This window comes from Pseudomonas sp. R25(2017) (assembly GCF_002112565.1).
GTDB classification, from domain to species: domain Bacteria; phylum Pseudomonadota; class Gammaproteobacteria; order Pseudomonadales; family Pseudomonadaceae; genus Aquipseudomonas; species Aquipseudomonas ekonensis.
On sequence record NZ_NEHZ01000005.1, the window covers coordinates 155,217 to 173,881 of the forward strand.

An 18,665-nucleotide genomic window follows, 5' to 3' on the forward strand; every position below is an offset into this window, starting at 1 on the left:
CTGCATCGGATTAAACCAGAACAGCCAGATCGGTGTATTGAGCCACCACAGGGTCGGCGGTCAGCAATTTCATGGGCTCTGTCAGTGCGGCGGCGATGATCAGACGGTCGAAGGGGGCGCGGTGATGAGGCTGAAGATCCTTCACGGCGATGGCGTGTTCGGTGGATACGGGCAGTTCGATGAAACCGCTTTCGAGGCAGTATTGGCGGATTTCCTCCAGATCGACACTCAGCTTGCCGAGCCCCACTTTGATCGCCATCTCCCAAAACGATGCTGCACTGACATAGATGTCGGCAGCGTTGTCGATGAGCTTTCTGGCCTTGATCGACAGTCTCGGGTTGTCATCGAGTGTCCAGAGCAGGATATGGGTATCGAGCAACAACCTCATGCTTGAGTGCCTTCGAAGGCATCCAGCATCTCGTCTGACAATGGGGCGTCGAAGTCATCGGGTAGCGTCAGTTTTCCCTTCATGGCTCCGATGCGCCGGGCATCGGGTTTTCCGGCGGGAACGAGGCGTGCGAGTGCACGACCATGTTTGGCAATCGTGATGATTTTTCCGGCTGCGGCTTCATCGACGAGTTTGGACAGGTTGTTTTTGGCTTCGGCCAACGGAACGATGATCATCATGTTTCCCCTGAGTTCTGGACAAATATAGCCAGAATGTTGTGGGGCCGCAAAAGGGTGCGATTGTTCAGCGCAGACAAGTGCCCGGCGGACTGATCCCGCTCCGTATGCCGTTGCCGCGCCCCAAACCTGTTGTCGAACGGCCAACGTATCAAGGCCTTCAATCCATTCGCAAAAGGTGTCCCGTTTCATCATCCGGCCTCGCTCCGATAGTCCATCCGTCAGGCACTACCCTAAAGAGTTTCACTGAGGCTGGCTGTAGGACGAAACGGACGTTACGGCGCGAGCTTTCGGCGTTTGTGGGGGGATGGGGCGCAGCGGTAACGAATCCTACAAGAGCTGCGGTGCACCCCATCGAGCCGGAGCGACTCACGTATCCGAATTGGGAAACCCCAACCTGAACACCGTCATCGCCCCCGGCAGGCTCTTCACCTCGGCCACGCCCCGGTGCAGGCTCATGATCGAGCGCACGATGGCCAGGCCCAGGCCGGTGCTGCCCTGGGTGCGCGAGCGGCTGCTGTCGACCCGGTAGAAGCGGTCGAACAGGTGCGGCAGGTGCTGCGCCTCGATGCCGGCGCCGGGGTTGCTCACCAGCAGCGAGGACTGGGCGGCGCCCCGTTCGATCAGCAGGGTGACCGTCTTGCCGTCCGGGCAGTGGCGCAGGGCGTTGGAGAGCAGGTTGGAGATCGCCCGCTGGATCATCAGGCGGTCGCCCAGCACGCGGGCGCTGCCGATCACGCTCAGCTGGATCCGCTTGTCCTGGGCCGTCAGGGCGAACATCTCGGCCACTTTGCGCGCTTCGTCCGCCAGCTCGACCGGTTCGAACGGCGCCAGCGCCGAAGGATGGCTGACCTGCGCCAGGAACAGCATGTCGGACACGATCCGCGCCACCCGTTCCAGTTCCTCGATGCAGGACACCAGCACGTCCTGGTACTCCTCCACGCTGCGTTCCCGGGACAGCGTCACCTGGGCCTTGCCCATCAGGTTGTTGATCGGCGTGCGCAGTTCATGGGCCAGGTCGTCGGAAAACTGCGACAGCTGCTGCACCCCCGCGTCCAAGCGATGGAGCATGACGTTGATGCCCTGGGCCAGCTCGCTCAGTTCCTGAGGCATGTTCACCACCGACAGGCGATGGTCCAGGTCCTGGGTCGAGACCATCGCCGCCACCTTGCGGAACTCGCGCATCGGCGCCAGCCCCCGCTGCACGGCGCCCCAGGCGCTGAGCCCGATGAAGATCAGCAGCAGCGGCAGCGCCATCAGCGTCGAGCGCAGGTAAGCGCTGAGCAAGGCCTGGTCGTGGGCGTTGTCCACCGACAGCAGCAGCGGCACGCGGGTGCCGTCCTTGAGGCGCACGAGCTTGGTCGCCGTGAGGAACTTGGCCCCGGCGGAGTCGGTGCTGGCGGTGTAGGCCAGTTCGTCGGTCGCCGTCCGCGCGGCCTTGAGCTCCAGACGCGGATCGGCCATGCCGGCGCCGGACTTGAGCAGCGGCGTGCGCGGGTTGTCGAGGTCGTAGAGGGTCAGGGTGAGGTTGTCATGGCCCATGACCTGATCCAGCAGGATGTGGGGTTTGGAGCGGATCTCACCGGGGTCGGTGTACAGCGACAGGCTGTGCTCGACCTGTTCCATCTTGCTGGCCAGGCTGTCCCGGGACAGTGCGTTCAGTTCATGGGTCAGGGCGAAGTAGGCCAACACCGCCAAGAACACCACCAGCAGCGCGCCCAGCGCGCTGACCGTGATCCCCAGGCGCATCGACAGGCTGACCGGCTTCATTCCCGCGCCTCCAGCACATAGCCGACGCCGCGCAGGGTGTGGATCAGCTTGCTGGCGAACGGGTCGTCGATCTTGGCCCGCAGGCGACGGATCGAGACCTCCACCACATTGGTGTCGCAGTCGAAGTTCATGTCCCAGACCAGCGAGATGATCTGGGTGCGGGTCAGCACCTCGCCGGACTGGCGCATCAACAGGTGCAGCAGGGCGAATTCCTTGGTGGTGAGGTCGATGCGCTGCCCGTCGCGAAAGGCCCGGTGACGGCCCGGGTCGAGCTCCAGGTCGGCCACCTTGAGCACCTGCGGCACCGGGATGTTCTCGCTGCGGCGCATGAGCGTGCGCACTCGCGCCAGCAGTTCGGGAAACTCGAACGGCTTGACCAGATAGTCGTCGGCGCCCAGGTCCAGGCCGCGGATCTTGTCGGCCAGGCGGCCGCGGGCGGTGAGCATCATCACCCGGGTGGAGCGGGTGCGGCGCAGTTGCTCAAGCACGCTCCAGCCGTCCAGTTCCGGCAGGTTGACGTCGAGGATCATCAGGTCATAGGCCTGCTGTTGCGCCAGGTGCAGCCCGTCGGCGCCGTTGGCCGCACGGTCGACGACATAACCGCTTTCCGTCAGCCCCTGGTGCAAGTATTCGGCAGTTTTAAGCTCGTCCTCGACAATAAGGATTCGCATGGTCAATCACCACTTTCATTGAAGGGTCAATTAATGGATCAGGCTGTGGAAGTTATTGTTCTTATCGGCCGGTTCAGTTGTTTAGTTGCGGCGGTCCAATGTGTTTCCTGCGGGCATTTGGCCGAAGGAAGGCGTGCAGGATAAAGTCTGTAGTCACTTCAGGGTCAAACGAAGTCGTTGATCGGATGCGCCTAAATCGGCCTTCTGCGACGGTCTGTCGCAGCGCTGAGGGCGATTTTTCATGCACTTCATGAATCCAGGAGTGCGGCAAGTGCTGTTCGGCAGATACTCGAAGAGTAAGTGTTTCGTTGTATTTCTAATTGGCCGTGCACACTTCCATGCTAGAGCAAAAGTTACCGGGTCAACGCTGGATAACGTATTTGTAATGTTCCAGTCACCTTGTCGATAAGTTCAAAACCCTACCGTGGCGGCATCGAAGATTCCCGAATCGAAAAGGAAACATTCAATTGCCCGGTTTAAATGAACGGACGGCGCGCCCGCGCCTGAAAAACACGCGGCGGGTGTTGTATGCCGCCGGCCTCCTGCTGTGGGGCGGCTGCGCCATGGCGGTCGTTTCGCCGGGCCCGGCGCTGACCCTCGACCAGGCCCTGCAGACGGCCTTCGCCGGCAACCCCGAGTTGGCGGCGGCCGGCTGGGAAATCGGCATCGCCGCGGGCGAACGGCAGCAGGCGGGGCTGATCCCCAACCCGGAGGTTTCCTGGGAGGCCGAAGACACCCGCCGCGAGTCGCGCACCACCACGGTGACCCTCAGCCAGCCCATCGAGTTGGGCGGCAAGCGCGGGGCCCGGATCGACGTGGCAAGCCGGGCACAGGACGCGGCGGGCATTGAGCTTGAGCGCAAGCGCCTCGGCCTGCGCGCCGACGTGATCCAGGCCTACACCGCCGTGCAGACGGCCCAGCAACGTCTGCAACTGTCCCGTCAGTCGCTGGCGTTGGCCGAGCATGGCTTGCGGGTGGCGCAGGGACGGATCGGGGCGGGCAAGTCGTCGCCGGTCGAAGGCACGCGGGCCGAGGTGCAATTGTCGGAGGTGCGCCTTGAGCTGAGCCGGGCCGAGCGCGACCGGGCCAACGCCTGGCAGCAACTGGCGCAGGTCATGGGCGCGCCGTTGCCGGACGCGGCCGAGGTGCCGCCGGCTGCCGCGAGTCTGCCGGCGGTGCCGCCGTCGTCCCGGTTGCTCGGGCGCCTGAACGAGACCGCCGAACTGCGCCTGGCGGCGTTGCAGATCGACCAGCGCGAAGCCTCGTTGGGGCTGGAGAAAGCCCAGCGGATTCCGGATCTGACCGTCAGCGTCGGCAGCCAGTACAGCGAAACGGAACGTGAGCGGGTCAACGTCGTCGGGCTGTCGATGCCCATTCCGCTGTTCAACCGCAATCAGGGCAACGTGTTGGCCGCCGCGCGCCGCGCCGATCAGGCCCGGGATCTGCGCAACGCCACGGAGCTGCGCCTGCGCACCGAAATCCAGACCGCGCTGGAGCAATGGCGGACCGCCAACGGCGAAGCGCAGGCGTTCGACCAGAACATCCTGCCGGCCGCGCAACGGGCCGTGGACAGCGCCACCCGTGGCTTCGAAATGGGCAAGTTCGCCTTTCTCGACGTACTCGACGCCCAGCGCACCTTGATCGGCGCCCGCACCCAATACGTCCAGGCCGTCGCCGAGGCGACCGACGCCCGGGTGCGCGTCGAGCGCATTTTCGGCGATCTCGACGCGTTCGCCGCCGGTCGCTGAATTTCATTGTTTCGATCACCGCAGCGCGGCATCGGCGGCGCGGCGCAGAGGAGTTTCCATGGATAAAAAACTGATGGCGGTCGCGGTGGCGACCTTGAGCCTGGGCATCGGAATCGGCGCGTTGTGGGTGGGCAACCTTTCCGATGGCGCCCATGCCGACGAGGCGGCCGAGCACGCGGAGCATGCGGCCGAAAGCGCAGCGGCCGAAGGCGGGCACGATGAAGGCGAAGAAGGGCAACTGACCCTGAGCGCCGAACAGATCGCCGCCTCGGGCATTCAACTGGCCCAGGCCCAGGCGGCGGGGCTGAGCTTCGGGTTGCCGTTCCCCGGCGAAGTGCGCTTCGACGAAGACCGCACCGCGCACGTCGTGCCGCGGGTGCCCGGCGTCGTGGAGTCGGTGCCGGTGGTGCTCGGCCAACCGGTGAAGAAGGGCCAGTTGCTGGCGGTGATCGCCAGCCAGCAGATCTCCGATCAGCGCAGCGAGCAGGCGGCGGCGCAACGTCGCCTGGCCTTGGCGCGCACGACCTATGAACGGGAGAAGCAGCTGTGGCAGGACAGGATTTCCGCCGAGCAGGATTTCCTTCAGGCCCGCCAGGCGCTGGAAGAGGCCGAGATCGCCCTGGCCAACGCCCGGCAGAAGATCAGCGTGCTCAGCGGCAGCATGGCCGCCGCTGGAGGCAACCGCTATGAGCTGCGCGCGCCGTTCGACGGCGTGGTGGTGGAGAAGCACCTGACGCCGGGCGAGGTGGTCGACGAGACCACCAACGCGTTCACCCTGTCGGACCTGTCGCGGGTGTGGGTGACCTTCGGCGTTTCGCCCAAGGATCTGAACCGGGTGCAGGTGGGCAAGCCAGTGACCGTCAGCGCGCCGGAACTCAATGCCGAAGTGGCCGGCACCGTGGCTTACGTCGGCAATCTGCTCGGTGAGCAGACGCGCACCGCGACGGTCCGCGTGACCCTGGCCAACCCGCAGGGCGCCTGGCGTCCGGGGCTGTTCGTGACGGCGTTGGTGGCCACCGACAGCCGGCAGGTCAAGGTGGCCGTGCCGGAGGCCGCGATCCAGACCGTGGAGGACCGGCCCACGGTGTTCGTGCGCACCGGCGACGGCTTCAAGGCGCAAGCGGTGGTGCCGGGCAGCCGCGCCGCCGGACTGGTGGAAATCACCGAAGGGCTGGAGGCCGGCACCCAGGTCGCCGCCGCCGGCAGCTTCATTCTCAAATCGGAATTGGGCAAGGCCTCGGCCGAGCACGCTCACTGATCCGTCTTCGACAAGAAGGTCCCCATGTTTGAACGCCTGATTCAGTTCGCCATCGAGCAGCGCTTCATCGTGCTGCTCGCCGTATTGCTCATGGCCGGCCTCGGCGTCGCCAGTTATCAGAAGCTGCCGATCGACGCGGTGCCGGACATCACCAACGTCCAGGTGCAGATCAACACCGGCGCCGCCGGGTTCTCGCCGCTGGAGACCGAGCAGCGCATCACGTTCCCCATCGAGACGGCGATGGCCGGCTTGCCGGCGCTGGAGCAGACCCGTTCGCTGTCGCGTTCGGGCCTGTCCCAGGTCACGGTGATCTTCAAGGACGGCACCGACCTGTTCTTCGCCCGGCAACTGGTCAACGAACGCCTGCAAGCGGCCAAGGAGCAGTTGCCCGAAGGCGTGGAGGCGGTGATGGGGCCGATCTCCACCGGCCTGGGCGAGATCTTCCTGTGGACGGTGGAGGCCCGCGAAGGTGCGCTCAAGGACGACGGCACGGCGTACACGCCGACCGACCTGCGGGTGATCCAGGACTGGATCATCAAGCCGCAGCTGCGCAACGTCCCCGGTGTGGCCGAGATCAACACCATCGGCGGGTTCGCCAAGGAGTACCAGATCGCCCCTGACCCGAAACGGCTGGCGGCCTACAAGTTGACGTTGACCGATCTGGTGACGGCGCTGGAACGCAACAACGCCAACGTCGGCGCCGGCTACATCGAGCGCAGCGGCGAACAGCTGCTGATCCGCGCGCCGGGGCAGGTGGCGGGCACCGAAGACATCGCCAACATCGTGATGGCCAACGTCGACGGCACGCCGATCCGGGTGAGGAACGTGGCCACCGTCGACATCGGCCGGGAACTGCGCAGCGGCGCCGCCACCGAGAACGGCCGCGAAGTGGTGCTCGGCACCGTGTTCATGCTGATCGGCGAGAACAGCCGCACGGTCTCCCAGGCGGTGGCCGGCAAGCTTGAGCAGATCAACCGCTCGCTGCCCAAGGGGGTGGTCGCGGTGCCGGTGTACGACCGCACGCACCTGGTGGACAAGGCCATCGCCACGGTGAAGAAGAACCTGGTGGAAGGCGCGGTGCTGGTGATCGCGATCCTGTTCCTGTTCCTGGGCAACATCCGCGCTGCGCTGATCACCGCCATGGTGATTCCGCTGTCGATGCTGTTCACCTTCACCGGCATGTTCACCAACAAGGTCAGCGCCAACCTCATGAGCCTGGGGGCGCTGGACTTCGGCATCATCGTCGACGGCGCCGTGGTGATCGTGGAAAACACCCTGCGCCGGCTGGCCCATGCGCAGCGGCATCACGGGCGGCTTTTGACCCGCTCCGAGCGCTTCCATGAGGTGTTCGCGGCGGCGAAGGAGGCGCGGCGCCCGCTGATCTTCGGCCAACTGATCATCATGGTCGTGTACCTGCCGATCTTCGCCCTGAGCGGCGTCGAAGGGAAAATGTTCCACCCGATGGCGTTCACCGTGGTCATCGCGTTGCTCGGCGCGATGCTGCTGTCGGTGACGTTCGTGCCGGCGGCCATTGCGCTGCTCGTCACCGGCAAGGTCAAGGAAGAAGAGGGCGCGGTCATGCGGGGCGCGCGCCGGGCGTATGCACCGGCGCTGGCCTGGGTGATGGGCCACCGCAAGGCGGCGCTGGGCCTGGCGTTGGGCACGGTGGTGCTCAGCGGCGCGGTGGCCGCCCGCATGGGCAGCGAATTCGTGCCCAGCCTCAGCGAAGGCGATTTCGCCCTGCAGGCCTTGCGCGTGCCGGGCACCAGCCTGACCCAGTCGGTGGACATGCAGCAGCGCCTGGAAACCCTGATCCTGGGCAAGGTGCCAGAAGTCGAGCGGGTGTTCGCCCGCACCGGCACCGCCGAAATCGCCTCCGACCCGATGCCGCCCAACATCTCCGACAGTTACGTGATGCTCAAGCCCAAGGACCGGTGGCCGGATCCGGGCAAGTCCCGCGAGACCCTGATGGCCGAGCTGCAACAGGCGGCGGCGACCTTGCCGGGCAGCAACTATGAGCTGTCGCAGCCGATCCAGCTGCGCTTCAACGAGCTGATCTCCGGCGTGCGCAGCGACGTGGCGGTCAAGGTGTTCGGCGACGACATGGACGTGCTCAACGCCACGGCGGCGAAGATTGCGGCGTCGATGCAAAAGGTCAGCGGCGCATCCGAGGTCAAGGTCGAGCAGACCACCGGGCTGCCGGTGCTGACCATCAACATCGACCGCGACAAGGCCGCCCGCTACGGGCTCAACGTGGGCGATGTGCAGGACACCATCGCGGTGGCGGTCGGCGGGCGGCAGGCCGGCACGCTGTATGAGGGCGACCGGCGGTTCGACATGGTCGTGCGCCTGTCCGACGCCATGCGCAAGGACATCGACGGCCTGTCGGCGCTGCTGATCCCGGTGCCGGCGCTCAACGGCGCCGCCGACCGGGTCGGGTTCATCGCGCTCAAGGAGGTCGCCAGCCTCGACCTGGTGCTGGGGCCCAATCAGGTGAGCCGCGAGAACGGCAAGCGCCTGGTGATCGTCAGCGCCAACGTGCGCGGGCGCGACATCGGCTCGTTCGTCAGTGAGGCCGCCGAGGCGATCGGGCGCGACGTGCAGGTTCCGGCCGGTTACTGGACGAGCTGGGGCGGTCAGTTCGAGCAGTTGCAGTCGGCGGCCAAGCGTCTGCAGATCGTCGTGCCGGTGGCGCTGCTGCTGGTGTTCGGGCTGCTGTTCATGATGTTCAACAACCTCAAGGACGGCCTGCTGGTGTTCACCGGCATTCCGTTTGCGTTGACCGGCGGCGTCATGGCCCTGTGGCTGCGGGACATTCCGCTGTCGATCTCGGCGGGCGTGGGTTTCATCGCGTTGTCCGGGGTGGCGGTGCTCAACGGGCTGGTGATGATCGCGTTCATCCGCAACCTGCGGGAGCAGGGACGCTCACTGGCCGAGGCGATCGACGAAGGCGCGCTGACGCGGTTGCGGCCGGTGCTGATGACGGCGCTGGTGGCGTCCCTGGGCTTCATTCCCATGGCCCTGGCCACCGGCACCGGCGCGGAGGTGCAGCGCCCGCTGGCCACGGTGGTGATCGGCGGGATCCTGTCCTCGACCGTGCTCACGCTGCTGATCCTGCCGCTGCTCTACCGCCTGGCCCACCGTCGGGACGAGGACGTGGCCCCAGGCCGATAGCGGTCTCCCTGTAGGAGCGAGCCTGCTCGCGATAGCGTTTTGTCAGCCGGCATCGTAGTCGACTGACACGCCGCCATCGCGAGCAGGCTCGCTCCCACAGGTGGTTTTGGTGCGTGGTGCCTGCGGCGGCAGGCACATGACGGATATGTAATGTGCGCGCCACCGTCACGAAAGGTACGGGTTGTTACCTTGGATCCGTCAGTTACCCAATGAGGAATCAAGCATGAAACCTGTACAGATCGGTGCCTTTCTGGCGGCGTTGGCGGTGTCTTCCCTGGCCATGGCCGAAGGCGGCGGCGACCGGACGTTCGAGCGGATGATGACGGCCAACGACCGTTCGGTGGAGCTGTTCGTCGCCAAGGAGAAGGCCCGCGAGCCGGTGGTCGTCAACGAGAAGAAAGACGACGCCACCCAAGACCTGTAAGCGTGCCGCGCTTGCGCAAGCCCGTCATCGCGCGTCGATGCCGGGCTTTTTCATGAGTCAGCTACGGAAAGGAAACGGATATGAAAGCCATCCGATCGATTGTGTTCGCCGGTGCCCTGGCGATGTCCCTGAATGCGTTGGCCGAGGGCGGCGGTGACCGTACGTTCGAAAAGGCCCTCGGCGCCAATGCCAAGGCCATGGAGCAGTACGCCGCCAGCCAAGGCAAGGCGGCGCCGGTGGTGCAGGCGTATGAGTACGGGATGAAGCTGGATGTGGTCAAGGTGGTGAGTGTCGTGCGCCCGCAGACAGCCTGCGCGGTGGTGCCGACGGCGATGACCTATGAGGATTCGCAAGGACGGCTCAACACGGTCACCTACACCGTGGCGGGCGATTGCCGCAAACGGGGAGGGTGAGCGCCTACAGCAAAGACCCGGTTTTCATGAAAAGCCCTGAATTCTCTGACAGCTTTTTAAGGTTGGCTTCAGAAGACTCGTCACTTACCCTCAGGGCGGATGGATTTCATTGGATACCAAAAGGACGGGTCAATCTTGGAAGCAGCATTCACTTGCCTGAGTGGCGACATTTGGCGTTATGATTGCGTCAAATGTCGTATGGAGGGCGTCGATATGTCCACGGTAACAACGGCCTCGGTCCCGAGGGTGCGCAAGACCATCAGAAGGCCGACCGAGGTGCTGCTTCATGGCCGCAAGGGCGACACGCGCCTGTCGATCCTCCAGTACACCAAAGAGGGTTTCAGCCTGAGCGCGGTCAAGGACATGCTGGCCCTGTCGGCGCTGTACATGGAGCACGACCTTGTCCAGCGCATCACGGGGAAGTCCATCCGCACCGTCCAGCGCCTGGCGAAGGAGACCGGTTCGGTTCGCCTGAACCCGCAGCAGAGCGCCGTCGCTTTCCAGTACGCGCAAGTGCTGGAGCATGCCACCGAGGTGTTCGGCAATCAGTTGCTGGCCGAGGACTGGCTGAAGAAGCCCTGCAAGTACCTGGACGGCAATGTGCCGCTGGAACTGATCGACAATCCGCTGGGCTTCCAGGTGGTGGAGGACTACCTGACCCGGATCGAGCACGGGGTCTATCAGTGAATCCCTTGCCCTGGGACGGCAAGTGGTACGCCTGGCGCCTCGACCGTGAGGTCTACAAGACGACCTGGGATAGCGGCATCGGTGCGCAACGCTCCGGCGGTCGCTGGAACCCGCCCGGTCGCCGGGTGATCTACGCATCGGCCGACCCGGCCACCGCCATCCTGGAGGTGGCGGCCCACCTGGGCTTCGATGCGCTGGACACCGTCCCGCACGTGCTCACCTGTTTCGAAGTGCGGGATCCCTCGACGATCAAGGTCGTCCAGCCCGAAGACGTCCCCAACCCCAACTGGCTCATCCCGGCCCAACCTTCCCCCAATCAGCAACAGTTCGCCGAGAGGCTGCTGGCGCAACATCCCTTTGTGCTGATCCCGTCGGCCGTGACACGGCATTCGTGGAACCTGCTGGTGAGCTGCGACCTGGCGGCGGATCAATTCACCTTGGTCTCGCAGGAGCGTTTCGGCCTGGACACGCGGTTGGTCTAGCAGGACTGTCCCGTCGGGCGACGTCATTGCCGGGCAAAAAAAAGGCGCCCCGAAGGACGCCAAAGATTCACCTCTTACCAAAGGAGCAAGGAGCTTCTAAAGGTGAATGGGGTTGATCCGCTCGGTCAGAGAATCGCCAGCGGGTACTCGACGATCACCCGCACCTCATCCAGATCCGACTCGAACGCCGTGGCTCGGGTCGTGGCTTGACGCAGGCGCAGCGACATATCCTTGAGCGAACCGCTCTGCACCACGTATTTCACTTCGATGTCCCGTTCCCAGCGCTTCTGGTCGGTCAGCGGATTGCCCTCGGCGTCACGGCGCATGTACACGGCATTGGCGTTGGAGTAGTCGGCGTCCGTGCCGCGGGCGTAGCGGGTCATGAACGACAGGCCGGGCACGCCGTAGGCGCTCATGTCGAGGTCATAGCGCACCATCCACGAACGTTCCTTGGGCGAGTTGAAGTCGCTGTACTGGATGGAGTTGTCGAGGAAGATCGAGTCTGACTGACGCAGGTAGTCGAAGTCGTCGTCGCCGTTGTTGCGCTGGTGGGACAGGGCCACGGAGTGCGCGCCGAGCTTCACGCCGACCCGGCCGCTCCAGATGTCGTTGTCGAACTTGCCGAGCAACTGTTTGCCCTCATCGACCGCCTTGTAATAGTTCAGGCCGCCGAACAGCGACAGGTCGTCCGACAGCGGATACGTCCAGGCGGTGCCGGCGTAGTACTGGTTCCAGGCATCTTTCAGGCGACTGGAGTACAGGCTGAAGCTCAGGTTCTTGTTCAGCGCATAATCGCCGCCGCCGTAAGCGATCCAGGGCGAATTGACGGGGCCGGCATAGAAGGTCGCGAAGTTGTCGCGCAAGTCGCTGGACACCGGTTGGCTCATCGCATGCAACCGGCCGCCCTGGATCGACAGGCCTTCGATGCTGGTGTTGGTCGCCGTCACGCCGCGAAAGCTTTCCGGCAGCAATCGCGAATCACCCGCCGCCACCACCGGGTTGGCCGGGAACACGTCGCCGATCTTCACCACCGTATCGAAGGCCCGCACCTTGGCGGCGGCGCCGACCTTGGTGTATTCGTCCCGGGCTTGACCGTCACGATCCACCGGCAACACATCGAACGAGCTGCGGCCGCCGTTGCGGCCGTCGCCGGTGTCGAGCTTCAGGCCGATCATCGCAAACGCATCCACCCCGACCCCGACGGTGCCCTGGGTGAAACCGGATTCGAACTTGCTGATGACGGCGTGGGCCCAGGCTTCGGAGTAGCCGTTGCCGGTGGGGCTGGATTGGCCGTCGCGGTGATCGCGGTTGAAGTAGTAGTTGCGGTTGAGCACCGTCAGGCTGCTGCCCTCGATGAAACCCTCGGCCTTTTCCTGCGCAAGCGCGGCGGTCGGTCCGGAGCCGACAACCACGGCCAATGCGGCCATCGACATTCTTGAATTGTTAACCATCAATCACTCCTGGAGTTCGGCAGAACGGGAACGTGCTTCGGCGTGGATCTTGTTGTTCGGCGGAAAGGGCCGCCGTTGGGGTCGCCGGGTGACATCGTTGCAAGCTGCGGATAACGCCAAGGTGATGGGGGAATTACATTTTCGTCATGTGGGTGAGGGGACGGTCATGAACGGTCAGGTCAGGGCTGCAAGTTGTTCGATCGTCTGCGGAAAACGCTCGACCAAGCGGATCAGGGTGGTGGCCTGGGCATTGGGGGTTGCCCGTCCCTGTTCCCAGTTTTCGAGCGTTCGGGTGTTGGTGCGCAGGTACATCGCGAACACCGAGCGCGAGAGATTGAGCTGTTGGCGGATAGCGATCAATTCATCGGCGGTGACAGGCATCAGTTTGGGCAACTGAACCTTGTGGGTCCGCAGTGTGATCTTGCCTTGGCGCTCGTCGGCCAGGGCTTCGACGCCATCCATCAGCTCGGAAAAAATGTCACGTTTCATAGTGGGAGCATTCATCTTCTGTACGTTACCTGCGTATAGTTTTGTCCCGAAAACCGAATGGGTCAAGGCCTCTAGGCCATCCTTTTCGCCCCCTTTTCAACGGTAGTCACGGATTGTAAAAACGCCTGTAGGAAGAATCGACCACTCACGCGAGAGACTTCGGGAATGGTTGAAGGTGGAAGGGGTAGGGCGCTCGCAACCGATCCCCTAAACGCAAAAACGGCACCCGAAGGTGCCGTTTCTGTTTACCGCCGAAGGTCGCCGGGGGATCAGCCCGCCAGACCCGATTGCTGAACCAGGTTCAGCAGCGGCTGAGGGTACAGGCCGAGGAAGAACGCCAGGACGGCGATGGCCAGCAGCATCACGCCGCCTGCCTTCTGCTCCCAGTGCAGCTGGGCGTCGTGGCGGCGCAGGTTCGGCTCGATCAGGTACAGGGTGACCATCACGCGCAGGTAGTAGAACACGCCGATGGCGCTGCCCAGCACCAGCGAACCGACCAGCCACCATTGGTGCGACTCGACACCGGTGGCGATGATGTAGAACTTGCCGATGAAGCCGGCGGTCAGCGGGATGCCGGCCAGGGACAGCATCATCACGGTCAGCACGGCGGTCAGGTACGGACGGCGCCAGAACAGGCCGCGGTATTCGTACAGGGCATCGGCGTCACGGCCGTTGTACGGCGAGGACATCAGGGTGATCACGCCGAACGCGCCGAGGCTGGTGATCACGTAGGTGACCAGGTACACGCCGATGGCTTCCACCGCCAGGCCCTTGCTCGCCACCAGTGCGATCAGCAGGTAGCCGAAGTGCGCGATGGACGAGTAACCGAGCAGACGCTTGAGGTTGCTCTGGGTCAGGGCCAGCAGGTTGCCGAACAGGATCGAGGCGATGGCGATGACGGTCAGCACGTTGCTCAGCACGCCGCTGCTGGCGGCAGGGGAGATCTGGAACAGACGCACCATCACGGCGAACACGGCCACTTTCGACGCGGTGGCCAGGAACGCGGCCACCGGCGCCGGAGCACCTTCGTACACGTCCGGGGTCCATAGGTGGAACGGCACCAGCGACAGCTTGAACGCCAGGCCGATCAGCATCATGCCCAGGCCCAGCTGGGCCATCGAGCTCGGCAGGCCGGTGGCGGCCAGCGCCTGGCCGATGCCGTTGAAGCTCAGGGAGCCGGCGTCGGCGTAGAGCAGGGCCATGCCGAACAGCAGGAACGCGGAACCGGCCGCCGACAGCACCATGTACTTGATGCCGGCTTCCAGCGAACGCTTGTTGAAGAAGGCGTAGGCCACCAGACCGTAGACCGGCACCGACAGCAGTTCCAGGCCGATGAACAGGCCGGCCAGGTGCTGCGCGCTGACCAGGACCAGGCCGCCGGCGGCGGCCATCAGGATCAGCAGGTACAGTTCTTCACGGTTGCCCGGATAACCCGAACCGCCGTCGCCCAGGTAGGCGTGGGCGAGGGTGACGCAGGCGAGGGTGGCGACCAGGATCAGCGCCATGTACAGGCAGGCGAACGTGTCGATCTGCAGCAGCGGGGTCACGGCCAGGGGCGCGACTTTCAGTGCCGGCAGGATCGACAGCAACGCCAGGTTCAGGCCCGCCACCGAAATCAGGAAGGTCTGCGAGTGGTTGCGGCGCCAGGCGATGGCCAGCATCACCACGATGATGGTGAGGCTGGTGATCAACAGTGGCGCTAGCGCAATAAAGTGTTGGATCGTGAATTCCATAGCGCTCTTACCGGGCCGAAGCGAGTTGAGTGAAGGCGGAGCCGAGCCACTGCTGCACGCCATGCATGGTGGCGGCAGAGGTGTCGAGGAACGGCTGCGGGTACACGCCGAGGTAGATCAGCAGCACCGCAAGGCCCAGCACCATGATCAGTTCGCGACCGTCCATGCCGTGCAGGATCGAGTCCGACTTGGACGGGCCGAAGTAGGCGCGGTGGATCATGATCAGCGAGTAGACCGAACCGAACACCAGGCCGGACGTGGCGATCGCGGTGATCCACGGTGCGCTGGCGAAGGTGCCGATCAGGATCAGGAACTCGCCGACGAAGTTGCCGGTGCCCGGCAGGCCCAGCGAGGCCGCCGCGAAGAACAGGCTGATCGCCGGCAGGTACGCGATGCGCGACCACAGGCCGCCCATCTCGCGCATGTCACGGGTGTGCAGGCGCTCGTACAGCTGACCGCTGAGGATAAACAGCGCCGCCGCCGACAGGCCGTGGGCCAGCATCTGGATCACGGCGCCCTGCAGGGCCAGTTGGCTGCCCGAGTAGATGCCGATCAGGACAAAGCCCATGTGGGAAACGGACGAGAAGGCGATCAGACGCTTGATGTCGGTTTGCGCGAACGCCAGGAACGCACCGTAGAAGATCCCGATCAGACCGAGGGTCATGGCGATCGGCGCGAACTCGGCCGAAGCGTTCGGGAACAGCGGCAGGGCGAAGCGCAGCAGGCCGTAGGCAGCGGTCTTCAGCAGGATGCCGGCGAGGTCGACGGAACCGGCGGTCGGCGCCTGGGCGTGGGCGTCAGGCAGCCACGAGTGGAACGGCACGACCGGCAGCTTCACCGCGAAGGCGATGAAGAAGCCGAGCATCAGCACGTACTCGGTGGTGGCCGACATCTTGGTCTTCAGCAGGTCCGCGTAGTTGAAGCTGATCACGCCGGTGCTGTTGTAGTTCACCAGCACCAGACCGAGGATCGCCACCAGCATGATCAGGCCGGACGCCTGAGTGAAGATGAAGAACTTGGTCGCGGCGTAGATCCGGGTCTTCTTGCCGTCCGAGGAGCTGTGACCCCAGAGCGCGATGAGGAAGTACATCGGCACCAGCATCATTTCCCAGAAGAAGAAGAACATGAACAGGTCGAGGGCCAGGAACACGCCGACGACACCGCCCAGGATCCACATCAGGTTCAGGTGGAAGAAACCGACGTGACGCTGGATCTCTTTCCACGAGCAGAGCACCGAGAGGACGCCCAGCAGACCGGTCAGCAGGATCATCAGCAGCGACAGGCCGTCGAGGGCCAGGTGCACGTTGATGCCGAAGCGCTGGATCCAGACATGCTTGAACTCAAGCGCCCAGGTCGGGTCGGCACCGGGTTTGGGTGCAAACGAATAGTCGCCGTGGGCCCACAGCCAGAGGCCGAGGGCGAGCAGCAGGGACATGGTGATCAGCGCAATCCAGCGGGGGAGGGTGGCGCCGAAGCGCTCACCCAGCCAGCACAGCAGGCCGCCGATGAAGGGGATCAGGATTAGCCAAGGCAGAATCATGACGGGCTCGTTTCCTTTCGCAAATTCGCAAGGTTCATATCAGACCGCTACCAGCACGACAGCACCGATGACCAACACGGCACCGGCTGCCATCGAGGCGGCGTACCAACGCAGTTGACCGGTCTCGGTACGGCTCAGGGCGGTGTGGCCGCCCTTGGCCATGCGCGGGATCAGACCGATGGTCTGGTCGAGCGGGTCTTTGCGCAGTGCATGGCTGATCGCAAGGTACGGCTTGACGAACAGTTTGTCGTAGATCCAGTCGAAGCCCCAGGCGGCGAACCACCAGGCCGACAGCAGACGGCCGATGCCGCTGTTGGCGACGGCGGTCACGAAGCGGCGCTTGCCCAGGAACAGCAGGGCGGCCAGCAGGATACCGGCCAGGGCGATGGCGCCCGAGGCGATCTCCAGGCTGTGCTTGGCTTCGCCGCCGGCGTGGCCGACGCTTTCCGGCAGCACACCGTGCAGCGGCGGAACGATCATGGCGCCGACGAAGGTCGACAGCACGATCAGCACCGACAGCGGCAGCCAGTGGGAGATGCCGTGGCCGGCGTGGGCTTCGGTCTTGGCTTCACCGTGGAACGCGATGAAGATCAGGCGGAAGGTGTACAGCGAGGTCATGAACGCACCGACCAGGCCGGCGTACAGCAGGCCTTCGTGGCCGCTGGCGAACGCTTCCCAGAGGATCTCGTCCTTGGAGTAGAAGCCTGCGGTCACCAGCGGCAGGGCGGCCAGGGCCGCGCCGCCGACGATGAAGCTGGCGTAGGCCAGCGGCAGTTTCTTCCACAGGCCGCCCATCTTGAAGATGTTCTGCTCGTGGTGGCAGGCGACGATCACCGCACCGGAGGCGAGGAACAGCAGGGCCTTGAAGAAGGCGTGGGTCATCAGGTGGAAGATCGCGCCTTCCCACGCGCCCACGCCCAGGGCCAGGAACATGTAGCCGATCTGGCTCATGGTCGAGTAGGCGAGGATGCGTTTGATGTCGGTCTGCACCAGGGCCGCGAAACCGGCCAGCACCAGGGTAACGCCGCCGACGATGCCGACCAGGTGCAGGATGTCCGGCGCCAGGGCGAACAGGCCGTGGGTACGGGCGATCAGGTAGACGCCCGCGGTCACCATGGTCGCGGCGTGGATCAGTGCCGAGACCGGGGTCGGGCCGGCCATCGCGTCCGCGAGCCAGGTCTGCAGCGGCAGCTGGGCCGACTTGCCGACCGCGCCGCCCAGCAGCATCAGGGTCGCCAGGACGATCCAGAAGTCGCCGGCCTTGAAGTGCTCAGGCGCCTTCACCAGCAGTTCCTGGACGTTCAGCGTGCCCAGTTGCTGGAACAGGATGAACAGGCCGATGGCCATGAACACGTCGCCGATGCGGGTGACGATGAACGCTTTCAGGGCTGCGTTGCCGTTGTTGCGGTTGCTGTAGTAGAAACCGATCAACAGGTACGAGCACAGGCCCACGCCTTCCCAACCGAAGTAGATGAACAGCAGGTTGTCGCCCAGCACCAGGAACAGCATGCTGGCGATGAACAGGTTGGTGTAGGAGAAGAAGCGCGAGTAGCCCGCTTCACCGCGCATGTACCAGGAGGCGAACAGGTGGATCAGGAAACCCACGCCGACCACCACGCCCAGCATGGTCACGGACAGGCCGTCCAGGTACAGGGTGAAGTTCGGCTGGAAGCTTTCCACCGACATCCAGCGCCACAGCACCTGGGTGTACACGCCGCCTTCCGGCGGTGCGACGTTGAACTGCCAGATCACGTAGGCCGCGACGATGGCGGACAGGCCGATGGAGCCGACGCCGATCAGCGCCGACAGGTTTTCCGAAAGGCGCCCGCGGGAGAACGACAGCAGCAGGAACCCGATCAGGGGGAATACGAAAGTCAGAAAGAGTAGGTTCATCCGCGCATCTCACTGGCAGCGTCGATATCGAGCGTGTGGAAGCGGCGATACAGCTGCAGCAGGATCGCCAGGCCGATGCTGGCCTCGGCGGCGGCAAGGCTGATCACCAGGATGAACATGATCTGTCCATCCGGCTGCGCCCAACGGGCGCCCGCCACGATGAACGCCAGGGCAGAGGCGTTCATCATCACTTCCAGGCTCATCAATACGAACAGAATGTTGCGGCGGACCATCAGGCCGACGAGGCCGAGGCAGAACAGGATGCCGGCGACCGCCAGACCGTGTTCGAGAGGGATAGCAGGCATACG

General features: G+C 64.4%; 17 protein-coding genes. 7 read left to right on the forward strand and 10 right to left on the reverse strand.

What is annotated here, in order from left to right; translation table 11 throughout:
- Nucleotides 1-10: 10 nt before the first annotated feature.
- From CAG31_RS08280 to CAG31_RS08295, 4 genes are all read right to left on the reverse strand, one after another.
- Nucleotides 11-388: a type II toxin-antitoxin system VapC family toxin gene (locus CAG31_RS08280; RefSeq protein WP_085579761.1), complete on the reverse strand. Its 378-nt coding sequence runs from the start codon at nt 386-388 to the stop codon at nt 11-13.
- Nucleotides 385-816, reverse strand: coding sequence for a type II toxin-antitoxin system Phd/YefM family antitoxin (locus CAG31_RS28665; protein ID WP_256575478.1), 432 nt, complete (start codon nt 814-816; stop codon nt 385-387). The genes CAG31_RS08280 and CAG31_RS28665 overlap by 4 nt, the downstream gene beginning before the upstream one ends.
- A 177-nt stretch (nt 817-993) precedes the next feature.
- Nucleotides 994-2,394: a heavy metal sensor histidine kinase gene (locus CAG31_RS08290; protein ID WP_085579763.1), complete on the reverse strand. Its 1,401-nt coding sequence runs from the start codon at nt 2,392-2,394 to the stop codon at nt 994-996.
- On the reverse strand, nt 2,391-3,065 hold the full coding sequence (locus tag CAG31_RS08295) for a heavy metal response regulator transcription factor (protein WP_085580099.1): 675 nt from the start codon (nt 3,063-3,065) through the stop codon (nt 2,391-2,393). The genes CAG31_RS08290 and CAG31_RS08295 overlap by 4 nt, the downstream gene beginning before the upstream one ends.
- Before the next feature lie 467 nt (nt 3,066-3,532).
- Between CAG31_RS08295 and CAG31_RS08300 the strand changes: the two genes are divergently transcribed.
- The 7 genes from CAG31_RS08300 (at nt 3,533) to CAG31_RS08330 (ending at nt 11,251) form a co-directional block, all read left to right on the forward strand.
- Nucleotides 3,533-4,813 carry a TolC family protein gene (locus CAG31_RS08300; RefSeq protein ID WP_085579765.1) on the forward strand — a complete coding sequence of 427 codons (1,281 nt, stop codon included), beginning with the start codon at nt 3,533-3,535 and terminating at the stop codon, nt 4,811-4,813.
- A 58-nt stretch (nt 4,814-4,871) separates the two neighbouring features.
- Nucleotides 4,872-6,071 (forward strand): efflux RND transporter periplasmic adaptor subunit, encoded by a 1,200-nt coding sequence (locus tag CAG31_RS08305; protein WP_085579767.1) that lies wholly within the window; start codon nt 4,872-4,874, stop codon nt 6,069-6,071.
- A gap of 24 nt (nt 6,072-6,095) precedes the next feature.
- Nucleotides 6,096-9,245, forward strand: a complete 3,150-nt coding sequence (locus tag CAG31_RS08310; protein WP_085579769.1) for a CusA/CzcA family heavy metal efflux RND transporter — start codon at nt 6,096-6,098, stop codon at nt 9,243-9,245.
- Between the two features lie 223 nt (nt 9,246-9,468).
- Nucleotides 9,469-9,669, forward strand: a complete 201-nt coding sequence (locus CAG31_RS08315) for a co-regulatory protein PtrA N-terminal domain-containing protein (protein ID WP_085579771.1) — start codon at nt 9,469-9,471, stop codon at nt 9,667-9,669.
- An 80-nt stretch (nt 9,670-9,749) separates the two neighbouring features.
- On the forward strand, nt 9,750-10,082 hold the full coding sequence (locus CAG31_RS08320; RefSeq protein WP_085579773.1) for a DUF2790 domain-containing protein: 333 nt from the start codon (nt 9,750-9,752) through the stop codon (nt 10,080-10,082).
- Between the two features lie 213 nt (nt 10,083-10,295).
- Entirely contained in the window at nt 10,296-10,769 is a 474-nt protein-coding gene (locus CAG31_RS08325) for an antitoxin Xre/MbcA/ParS toxin-binding domain-containing protein (protein WP_139831330.1), read from the forward strand.
- Nucleotides 10,766-11,251 carry an RES family NAD+ phosphorylase gene (locus CAG31_RS08330; RefSeq protein WP_085579777.1) on the forward strand — a complete coding sequence of 162 codons (486 nt, stop codon included), beginning with the start codon at nt 10,766-10,768 and terminating at the stop codon, nt 11,249-11,251. Before CAG31_RS08325 ends, CAG31_RS08330 begins: the two co-directional genes overlap by 4 nt.
- A 125-nt stretch (nt 11,252-11,376) precedes the next feature.
- Here CAG31_RS08330 and CAG31_RS08335 read toward each other — a convergent pair whose 3' ends face one another.
- From CAG31_RS08335 to nuoK, 6 genes are all read right to left on the reverse strand, one after another.
- A complete protein-coding gene (locus CAG31_RS08335) occupies nt 11,377-12,702 on the reverse strand; it encodes an OprD family porin (RefSeq protein WP_085579779.1) in 1,326 nt (441 codons plus the stop codon).
- Between the two features lie 174 nt (nt 12,703-12,876).
- Nucleotides 12,877-13,191 (reverse strand): DNA-binding transcriptional regulator, encoded by a 315-nt coding sequence (locus tag CAG31_RS08340; protein ID WP_085579781.1) that lies wholly within the window; start codon nt 13,189-13,191, stop codon nt 12,877-12,879.
- Nucleotides 13,192-13,460: 269 nt separating this feature from the next.
- The gene (gene nuoN, locus CAG31_RS08345) at nt 13,461-14,924 is read right to left on the reverse strand and encodes an NADH-quinone oxidoreductase subunit NuoN (protein ID WP_085579783.1); all 1,464 of its coding nucleotides are present in this window, start codon (nt 14,922-14,924) and stop codon (nt 13,461-13,463) included.
- A 7-nt stretch (nt 14,925-14,931) separates the two neighbouring features.
- The gene (gene nuoM / locus CAG31_RS08350; protein WP_085579785.1) at nt 14,932-16,464 is read right to left on the reverse strand and encodes an NADH-quinone oxidoreductase subunit M; all 1,533 of its coding nucleotides are present in this window, start codon (nt 16,462-16,464) and stop codon (nt 14,932-14,934) included.
- 39 nt (nt 16,465-16,503) lie between these two features.
- Nucleotides 16,504-18,357: an NADH-quinone oxidoreductase subunit L gene (gene nuoL, locus CAG31_RS08355; protein WP_085579787.1), complete on the reverse strand. Its 1,854-nt coding sequence runs from the start codon at nt 18,355-18,357 to the stop codon at nt 16,504-16,506.
- On the reverse strand, nt 18,354-18,662 hold the full coding sequence (gene nuoK / locus CAG31_RS08360) for an NADH-quinone oxidoreductase subunit NuoK (RefSeq protein WP_003180046.1): 309 nt from the start codon (nt 18,660-18,662) through the stop codon (nt 18,354-18,356). Before nuoK ends, nuoL begins: the two co-directional genes overlap by 4 nt.
- Between the last annotated feature and the right edge of the window lie 3 nt (nt 18,663-18,665).